Origin of the sequence: Arthrobacter sp. HMWF013, assembly GCF_003061105.1 — a bacterium.
Classification (GTDB): domain Bacteria; phylum Actinomycetota; class Actinomycetes; order Actinomycetales; family Micrococcaceae; genus Arthrobacter.
In genome coordinates, this window is record NZ_QAIQ01000200.1 from 2718 (window position 1) to 9869 (window position 7152).

Below are 7152 nucleotides of genomic sequence, written 5' to 3' on the forward strand. Positions count from 1 at the left end.
AAGCCTGCCGCCCTACATGACCGGCCACGCCTTCCTTGAGGTCCCGGAGGCCGGAGACTTCCTTGAACTTACGTCGCCGGCCGACGTCCAGATCACCTGGCTTGCGCGCGGCGCAGCCATCGGACGCGCCCGCCCGCACGGAGAACTGCTGCAGGACGCCGTGCGAAAGGCCGTCCCCGTTCCGGGCTGGGTGGGGATCAAAGCGTCCGACGCCGGCGCAGGCCCGGAGCCCGAGGACGTCAATGTGGACGTTGACATCCTCTGGGAGACCCCGGCGCGGATGGAAACCGCCGAGATCGAGGCCAGCAAAAACCCCGACGTTCCCGCGGGCGGCATGCCGTTCTACGCCTGGATCGCCGGCGAGGCGGCCGTCATTAAGGACATGCGGCGGTACCTGGTGCGGGACGTGGGGATCGACCGGAAGCAGGTAGCGTTCATGGGCTACTGGCGCCGCGGCAAAGCCGAGCTCTAAGGTTCGCAGGCCCGGGCCCGAGGGCAGACATCCGGACCCACCCCCAAACGCTCTCGCACTTAATGTGGGTTATTTCCAGACGCTCTTGCAGTTCCTGTCGCTGGCCGTTAACCCTGCCGTTTCCTTGGGTGGTTAGCGTGGCGGGGTGTGCGCTGATTCTTTGTTTCCTTCGAGTGGGCGGCGTGTGTTTGTTGCCCTGGGGGATTCGTTTACCGAGGGCGTGGGGGACCGGGACGAGCGGCTGCCCAACGGGGTCCGGGGCTGGGCGGACCGGGTAGCGGAGAAACTCGCGAAGGCTGAACCTGGCTGGGAATACGCCAACCTGGCGATCCGGAGCAAACGCCTGCGGCACGTCATCAGCGAGCAGTTGGAGCCGGCACTCGCCATGAAACCCACGCTGGTGACGCTGTACGCCGGCGGCAACGACATCCTGGACATCGGCACCGACATGACTGCCTTGATGGACGAGTATGAGGGCGTGGTGGCACAGCTTGCCGGGAGCGGGGCGACGGTGGTCCTCTTCACCGGGTTCGACGTCAAGGTTTCCGCCGTCCTGGAACTGCTGAAGAAGCGCAATACGTTCTACAACCAGCGCGTGCGAACGATTGCCATTGCCTACGGCGCCGTCCTGGTCGACTACTGGTGCCTGGACGCCTTCCACGACCGGCGGATGTGGGACTCGGACCGGCTGCACATGTCCAAGGCCGGCCACAAGTACCTCGCCGGGCAAGTGTTGGACCAGCTTGGAGTGCCGCATAAGATCCGTCCCAAGGAGTGGGAACCGCTCGAAAGGCTCAGCCTCAGGGAGTGGGAACAGCGTCAGCGGAGCTGGGTGAGGGAGTGGGTGCTGCCACTTTTCGGCCGCAAAATCCGGGGCGTCACACTGGGCGACACCCTCAAACCGCGCTGGCCGGACCCGGTCAAGGTGCCGCGGAAGGGCGGGCTGAAGAAATTGGCCGAAAAGAACCGGGCAAAGGCCGGAAAATCCTAGGTATCCAACAGGTTTTCAAAGCCCGGCGCCACCCTGTTGGCCGCGAATTCCATGACTTCGAAGTCAGCCACGCCGTTGACGTAAAAAGGATCCTTGGCCAGGCTGCCGTCGAGAGTCTGCCGGTCCGCCCTGGACAGCAGCAGCCCGCCGGTGCGGGGGACTTTCCGACCAGCTGCAACAAAAACGCCGTCGTCAAAGGCATTCTTCAGCCACTCAACATGGCCGGCCAGGTGGAACTCCACAATGTCTTCGGGCACCTTGTAAGTCAGCGACACAACATACATACGGCAATGCTACCGGGGCGTCGGCCAGCCACTTGAACTGTCAAGCATAGAATGGATTCATGACCGAACCGCGCTGGCTCAATGCCGATGAACGCCGTGCTTGGCTGGCCATGCTGAGCATCAACACCATGCTTCCTGCCGCGCTGGACAACCAGCTGCACACCGCCGGCAAAGTGTCGCTGTTCGATTACAACGTCATGGCCATGCTGTCCGAAGCCGAGGGCCGCTTCCTGCCGATGAGTGAACTGGCTGCCCGGACCAGCTCCTCGCTGTCCAGGCTCTCGCACGTTGTGTCCAAGCTGGAGAAGCGCGGCTGGCTGGAGCGGCGTCCGCACCCCCGGGATGCACGCGTCACCACCGCACACCTGTCCGACGACGGCATGGCAACTTTGGTGTCACTGGCACCGGGGCACGTGGAAGCGGTCCGCACCAAGTTCCTGGACGCCCTGACAGACCGCGATGTCAACGATTTGGCCCGCATCGCTGAAAAGATTGTGGCCCGCCTCGACGATGACCACTGGATCCTCCGCGAAAGCTGATTCTTGGTTGCCCGCAGCAACAGATGGCACACTGGCGCTATGGATTTTTCGACCCGCTTCGTAGCCCTCGGCGATTCCTTCACGGAAGGCGTGGGTGATGACGATCCCGCGCGCCCCAACGGTGTCCGAGGCTGGGCTGACCGGGTCGCGGAACAGCTGGGTGCGGCGGATCCGGGCTTCGGGTACGCCAACCTCGCCATCCGCGGCAGGAAACTCCGCCAGATCATGGCCGAACAGGTGGACGCCGCCGTCGAACTTAATCCCACCCTGGTGACCATCTACGCAGGTGCCAATGACATCCTGCGGCCCAGGATCGACATCGATGATCTGCTGGCCGAGTACGACGCCGGAATTGGCAAGCTGGCCGCGACCGGGGCAACGGTTGTGGTGTTCACCGGGTTCGACGCACGCGGCTCCAAGGTTTTCAGCACCATGCGCGGCCGCACGGCCATCTACAACGAACTGGTCCGCGGCATCGCCGGGGACCACGGCGCACTGCTGGTGGATTACTGGCGCTTCAACGAGTACTACGACTGGGGAATGTGGGCCCGGGACCGGATGCACATGTCCGCCGCCGGACACGCCAACATGGCCAAGCGCGTCCTGACGGTGCTGCAGCATGACCACTCCATTGAGGTCCCGCCGATGACGCCGGTCCCGGAACTGAGCCGGGCCGACGCCCTCCGCGCCAACGCCCGCTGGGTCCGCGAATTTGCCGGGCCGTGGGTGGTCCGGCGCGTGACGGGCAAGTCCTCCGGGGACGGGCTGGCGCCCAGGTACCCTCAGCTCACGAGACTCCAGCCCTAAAACCAGGGGTTGCCAGGAGCCGGCCATCGGTCCTGACAGCGAGGACGTCGACATCCCAGCCGTCAGTGGCGCGGTTCAGCATCGGCACTCCGCCGGCGACGATCGCCGTGGCTAAAACGTCCGCGGTGACGATGTCCTTGGCCAGCACCGATACCTGCATAAACTCACTGCCTGAAGCTGCCGCGGACCAAATGTGGTCCCCCCGTTCCGCCGAACCTGAGGTCGCCAACGCCTCATGCCCGCGTCCGTGCCCCAGCGGATAGCCGGTGAGCAGGGCACCGCGGGCCAGGGGATCGATGATGCCGGCATCCCAGGGTTCGTAGCTTCCGGGCACTGGCGAACCGCTGACCAGGACGTCCCCACCGGCGTTCAGGCACCAGTCCGCGCGCCCAAGGGCCAGCAGCGAGGTCCCCGACTCGCGGATCGCATGGGCCTTGATGAGGCCGGAAAGGTCCAGCACGCCGTCGGGCCTTTCGGGTGTGAACGCGCCCTCGGTGCGCAGCCGCCACGCCATTGCCTCCTCGTACCGCCCGCGCATGGCCGCCGACGCCGCCCGGAGCGACAGGTCGCCTCGTGCCAGCCTGCTTGCTTCGGAATCCGGCCGGTACAGACTGAATATCTGGTCCAGGTCACGGAACAGGCGTTCGACGACGGCGGCAGCCGCTGCCAGCTCGTCGTCCGGCGGGTTTCCTCCCGGGGTTGCGACGGGCAGGGTGAGGCTGATGACGGTGCCCATGCTCTGGAAAGTCCTTGCCTTCAGGAGCGGCCGCGGGGGAGTGGCGGGGAGGTTCTCAGAGGTTCGCGGCATCAATCGCTGCCTGGAGGGACGTGAGGTAGGCGTTGCTGGTGACGGTGGCACCGCTGATGCTCTTGACGTCGGCCGACTGGGCGGCCAGCACTTCGCTGCGCAGTAAGGGCGCGGCCCGGTTGCTGATCTGGATGGACTTCCGGTCATCGTCCGTGAGCTGGAGCGCTGTGACATCGGTGATTGCCCCGGCTTTCACGGTGATCTGCACCTGGACCGAGCCGAACCGCGTGGGTACCATGGCGCCGTCGTACGTGGCTGCAGCAGCGGCCGCCGCGCCGGCGGAACCGGCTGCTCCGGACGCTCCGGACGCCGGTGCGCCCGCCTGGCTCGATGAATCCGACGAACCTGAGGCGCCGGTCGCTCCGGTTCCACCGGTGTCTGTGCCGGCCGACGTGGACGCCGCCGAGCCGCGGATTTCCGCTATTTGCACTCCGGCCTGCCAGCCTGCCAGGAGGATGCCGGCCGAGGCCAGGGCCGCTGATACTGCTCCCCGTGCTTTCACCAGTCGAACCTTTCGTGATGGATTTGTTCCTGCCCGACGCCGGCTGCGTGGGCAGCTACGACGACGTTGCGGGCCCAGGCCGCCGGCCCGCAGATGTAGACGTCCGCCTCCGCAATGTCCGGGGCATAGGACTCCAGGTCATAGCCGGCGCGCACAGCGTCTTCCGGCAACCAGCCGTTCGCGTCCCAGGGCACACGGGGACCTGTCAGATGGAAAAGCCTGGCGCCGCGGTTTTCGCAGAGCTCCAGGATCTCGGATCCCAGGTAGAGCTCCTGTTCGGTGTGGCCGCGCAGCAGGACGGTAGCGCTGCCGGGAGCAAACGGTGTGCTTTCCAGCAGGGCGCGCAACGGTGTGATGCCGATTCCCGCACCGATCATCACCACTTTGTCCCGGGTACGCGCGGCCGTGCCGAACATTCCGTACGGGCCTTCCACGGCAACCCTGGTGCCGGGCCGCAGCCTCATGAGTTGGGCGGAACCCCGGCCCAGATTCCGGACGGTGATGCGCAGCTTCGACTCACCCCGGGGGCCGGGTGCCAAGGGCTCGGCCGACAGGCTGAAGGGGTGCGGATGCCACCACAGGCCGGGGGACAGGAAGCGCCAGATGAAGAAACGTCCGCCATTCCCGGAGAGCCTGTCCAGCTGGTACCCGGTCATTTCGATGTTGACCACGCCCGGGGCAACCCTGGTCACCCGGCTGACTGTGAGCTGATGCCGGGACGTGGCAACGACAGGCTGAGCCACCCGGAAATACAGCAGGGCAGCGACGGTGGCGATGCAGATGGCCAGCCAATACACGCGCTGCCAGGTCCCCTCCGCGAAGAGCCCGCCCACGCTGAATTGGTGCGGAAGGGATGTGCCGACGGCGGCATACGTCAGCAGGTGCACGGCGTACCAGAACTCATAGGGGAACCGACGCCGCACCGCCACCAGCGAAGTGACCACCACCGCGATGAACAGGGCCAGCGACACAAAGGCCAGCCACATATCGGGTACCAATACCCACAGGGCAATCGATTCGCTGACGGGATCGAGGCCCTCCGCCATGCCGTAGCCGGCGGCTATCAGGAGCCCGTGGGCCAGCAACAGGTACAGCGACGGTTTGCCGAGCTTGCGGTGGAATTCAAGTGCCCTGTCATGGCCGAAGGTACGGTCAATCAGGGGGATCCGGGCGGCCAGGAGCAGCATCAGCAGGACCAGGTCCATTCCTGCCAACCCGGCCACAATGCCCAGTGCGGTAAACGCGGCGGCGGGTGAACTGATCACTGTTGCGCCGCCGTCGGCCAGCCACAAAGCCACTGCGGCTGCCACCGAACTCCAGGCGATAGCGGTCAGGGCGTCCATGCGGAGCAGGCGCCGGCGGTGCTGGTCGTGGAACAGGCCGGACCGGCCGTGCACCGGTCCGAGGCCCCGGTGGCCGGATGGTTTCTGGGCCGGAGCGGCCGGCCGGAGCTGTGTTGTCATGCTTCAAAGATGAACCCCGAAGCTTTCATTCAGCTGTGAAAATACCGGTCACCCAGCTATGAGTGCAGTGGCGACGGAGGTTGTCCCCGGAGCCGCCCGACGCACGGCCTTATACACCCGCCTGACGGCGGATTGGTCTTTAATTGCCTGAACTCGTAGACTTGGTAGGCGCTAAGTGCGCGGAGCGTGCGCAATTGCTCCGGTGGCCCGGTAATTTTCTCCAGGGTAGCCGGTAGTTAGGGGCTCAAGTTGCGTGACTAACCGTTCACCCTGATCACTTTGGGTCGCATCTAGACGCATGATCCTGCAGCAGATATGCGGATCATTACATTCAATTCTTGAGGAGAAGTCATGGCAGCACACTGCCAAGTGACCGGAGCCGAGCCGGGCTTTGGGCACAGCATTTCGCACTCGCACCGACGCAACAAGCGTCGGTTCGATCCGAACATCCAGAAGAAGCGCTACTGGGTTCCGTCCCTGCGCCGTAACGTCACGCTGCAGGTTTCTGCACGTGGCATCAAGACCATCGACGTACGCGGCATCGACGTAGTCGTCGCCTCGATCCTGGCTCGTGGGGTGAAGCTCTAGTGGCTAAGGACAAGGACGTACGTCCGATCATCAAGCTCAAGTCGACCGCGGGCACGGGTTACACCTACGTGACGCGCAAGAACCGTCGTAACGATCCGGACCGTATGGTTCTGAAGAAGTACGACCCCCGCATCCGTAAGCACGTCGAATTCCGAGAGGAGCGCTAAGCACATGGCTAAGAAGTCAATGATCGCCAAGAACGAACAGCGTAAAGTCATCGTTGAGCGTTATGCTGCAAAGCGCCTCGAACTGAAGAAGGCTCTGGTTGACCCCGCGTCCACCGACGAGGCACGCGAAGCTGCACGCCTCGGCCTGCAGAAGCTGCCCCGCAACGCGTCGCCCGTCCGTCTGCGTAACCGCGACATCATCGACGGCCGTCCCCGCGGCACCTTCCAGAAGTTCGGTATCTCCCGTGTTCGCTTCCGCGACATGGCTCACCGTGGTGAGCTTCCGGGTATCACCAAGTCTTCCTGGTAATCCAGCAACGCTGATTCCAGCTGCTTGAGAAGGGCCGGCAACCATTTGGTTGCCGGCCCTTCTGCTTTTAAGCCTTTATGGTCCAGCCTGGTGGGAGCCTTCTGCGATGTTGTGCTGCAGCACACAGAAACCGCGAACGACGCCGGCGCCCGGTTTTGGGGGCAGATGCCGCCTTTGGGCCCGGAACTGCGGGGTTTTGGCGTGGTGTGGGGGTGGATTTG

The 7152-nt window shown here is 64.6% G+C and carries 11 protein-coding genes; 7 read left to right on the plus strand and 4 right to left on the minus strand.

What is annotated here, in order from left to right:
• Positions 1-472 (plus strand): siderophore-interacting protein (locus DBR22_RS24415; protein WP_258229103.1); only part of this gene is annotated, 472 nt, incomplete at its 5' end.
• 184 nt (positions 473-656) lie between these two features.
• Complete coding sequence (locus DBR22_RS08590; RefSeq protein ID WP_108598669.1) at positions 657-1463, plus strand: SGNH/GDSL hydrolase family protein; 807 nt, start codon at positions 657-659, stop codon at positions 1461-1463.
• Here DBR22_RS08590 and DBR22_RS08595 read toward each other — a convergent pair.
• On the minus strand, positions 1460-1747 hold the full coding sequence (locus tag DBR22_RS08595) for a YciI family protein (protein ID WP_108598670.1): 288 nt from the start codon (positions 1745-1747) through the stop codon (positions 1460-1462). The genes DBR22_RS08590 and DBR22_RS08595 overlap by 4 nt on opposite strands.
• A 59-nt stretch (positions 1748-1806) precedes the next feature.
• Between DBR22_RS08595 and DBR22_RS08600 the strand changes: the two genes are divergently transcribed.
• Together DBR22_RS08600 and DBR22_RS08605 are read left to right on the plus strand one after the other, a co-directional pair.
• A complete protein-coding gene (locus DBR22_RS08600; RefSeq protein ID WP_108598671.1) occupies positions 1807-2286 on the plus strand; it encodes a MarR family winged helix-turn-helix transcriptional regulator in 480 nt (159 codons plus the stop codon).
• Positions 2287-2325: 39 nt separating this feature from the next.
• Entirely contained in the window at positions 2326-3093 is a 768-nt protein-coding gene (locus tag DBR22_RS08605; protein WP_108598672.1) for an SGNH/GDSL hydrolase family protein, read from the plus strand.
• On the opposite strand, the gene DBR22_RS08610 is transcribed toward DBR22_RS08605, so the two are convergent.
• Genes DBR22_RS08610 through DBR22_RS08620 form a run of 3 tightly spaced genes read right to left on the minus strand, consistent with a single transcriptional unit; the run spans position 3074 to position 5866 of the window.
• Positions 3074-3829 (minus strand): FAD:protein FMN transferase, encoded by a 756-nt coding sequence (locus tag DBR22_RS08610; RefSeq protein ID WP_108598673.1) that lies wholly within the window; start codon positions 3827-3829, stop codon positions 3074-3076. The genes DBR22_RS08605 and DBR22_RS08610 overlap by 20 nt on opposite strands.
• A gap of 55 nt (positions 3830-3884) precedes the next feature.
• The gene (locus DBR22_RS08615) at positions 3885-4403 is read right to left on the minus strand and encodes an FMN-binding protein (RefSeq protein ID WP_108598674.1); all 519 of its coding nucleotides are present in this window, start codon (positions 4401-4403) and stop codon (positions 3885-3887) included.
• On the minus strand, positions 4400-5866 hold the full coding sequence (locus DBR22_RS08620) for a ferredoxin reductase family protein (RefSeq protein ID WP_108598675.1): 1467 nt from the start codon (positions 5864-5866) through the stop codon (positions 4400-4402). The genes DBR22_RS08615 and DBR22_RS08620 overlap by 4 nt, the downstream gene beginning before the upstream one ends.
• 351 nt (positions 5867-6217) lie before the next feature.
• Here DBR22_RS08620 and rpmB point away from each other — a divergent pair, with 351 nt between their 5' ends.
• The 3 genes from rpmB to rpsN are packed head-to-tail and all read left to right on the plus strand — an operon-like array spanning position 6218 to position 6931.
• The gene (gene rpmB / locus DBR22_RS08625; protein ID WP_108598676.1) at positions 6218-6454 is read left to right on the plus strand and encodes a 50S ribosomal protein L28; all 237 of its coding nucleotides are present in this window, start codon (positions 6218-6220) and stop codon (positions 6452-6454) included.
• The gene (gene rpmG / locus DBR22_RS08630; RefSeq protein WP_011693743.1) at positions 6454-6621 is read left to right on the plus strand and encodes a 50S ribosomal protein L33; all 168 of its coding nucleotides are present in this window, start codon (positions 6454-6456) and stop codon (positions 6619-6621) included. Before rpmB ends, rpmG begins: the two co-directional genes overlap by 1 nt.
• 4 nt (positions 6622-6625) lie before the next feature.
• Positions 6626-6931, plus strand: a complete 306-nt coding sequence (gene rpsN, locus DBR22_RS08635; protein WP_011693742.1) for a 30S ribosomal protein S14 — start codon at positions 6626-6628, stop codon at positions 6929-6931.
• Positions 6932-7152 lie beyond the last annotated feature (221 nt).